Source organism: Kocuria sp. ZOR0020, from assembly GCF_000800955.1.
Classification (GTDB): domain Bacteria; phylum Actinomycetota; class Actinomycetes; order Actinomycetales; family Micrococcaceae; genus Kocuria; species Kocuria subflava.
In genome coordinates this window covers 1-1,121 of record NZ_JROX01000396.1, presented here as the reverse complement: position 1 = coordinate 1,121, position 1,121 = coordinate 1, and the positions used below count along the sequence as shown (strand labels likewise).

Genomic DNA, 1,121 nt, shown 5'->3' with positions numbered 1-1,121 from the left:
TGTAAGAGGGCGTGACGTTGTTGACACGGTCCGGGGTGCGTGAGGCCGGGGGCTGGTCGCCGCAGGCGGTATGGGGTCGGTGGTAATTATAGTGATTGACCCAGACCGCCACCGCGGTGCGTCGGGCGTGTTCGCTGGTGTAGGTACGGGTATAGAGCACCTCATCGACCAGTAGCCGGTTGTAGCGTTCGACCTTCCCGTTATGCCGCGGCGTGTAGGCACGGATCCGCTGGTGGCGGGAGGCCAGGGCTTTCACGGTGCGGGTGAAGTCCCGGGCTCGGTAGTTGGCCCCGTTATCCGTCACGACCCGGTGGATCCTGTGGATCCCGTGGGCGGCGAAGAAGGTTCTGGCCCGGGCGAAGAACCCGATCGTGGTCACCGCTTTCTCGTCGTCGAGGGCTTCGGTGTAGGCCAGACGGGAGAAGCCGTCCACGGCAGAGTGCAGGTAGGTGTAGCCGACCCTCGCCCCCGGCCCGCGCTTGGACTTCAACGCCTGGGCGCTACCGCGGCCGTGGGTCCGCCAGCCGCCACCGTCGGGGATCTTGCCGACCTTCTTCACATCCAGGTGGACCATATGCCCGGGCCACGCAGCGCGGATCCGCGCCGAGGCCCTGCGGGCGTTCTCGCCGGCCGGGGTCAGATCACGCAGCCGGGAGATACCGAGTCGGTGCAGCCACCGGCCCACGGTGGGCAGGTGCAACTGGTGGCCGAGCCCGAGCAGGTGGTGGTGGATACGCCGGGCCGACCACTTCCGCTCCCGGCGCAGGGACTCGATCAGTTCCACGACCGGCGCCGGGGTGCGCTGCTGGCTGCGCCGCGGAATCGAGGGGCGGTCAACCAGACCTGCCTCGCCGGCCGCGAGGTAGCGGGCCACCCAGGTGGCCACCGTGGGCCGGCTGACGCGGAACTCGGCGGCCACGTGGGCCTTGGGGATCCCGTCCTCGATGTGGCGCAATACCATGCGCAGCCGGCCGGTCGGTGTCAGGGGTGCGTTAACGTGGGTCATGAACGGGCTCTTTCGTGCGGATCTTTGTGTAGGAACCTCCATCCTGTGGCGAGGAGCCCGTTCCTCATCTCACCAACGCACCCGTGACAAGAACCTCATGCCCCACAACACCTAG

Annotated in this window: 1 protein-coding gene; it reads right to left on the bottom strand. The window is 67.8% G+C overall.

The features are described 5' to 3' along the window. A partial coding sequence (locus L979_RS13960; RefSeq protein WP_047692869.1) for an IS481 family transposase occupies positions 1 to 1,006 on the bottom strand: 1,006 nt, incomplete at its 3' end. Positions 1,007 to 1,121: the final 115 nt, after the last annotated feature.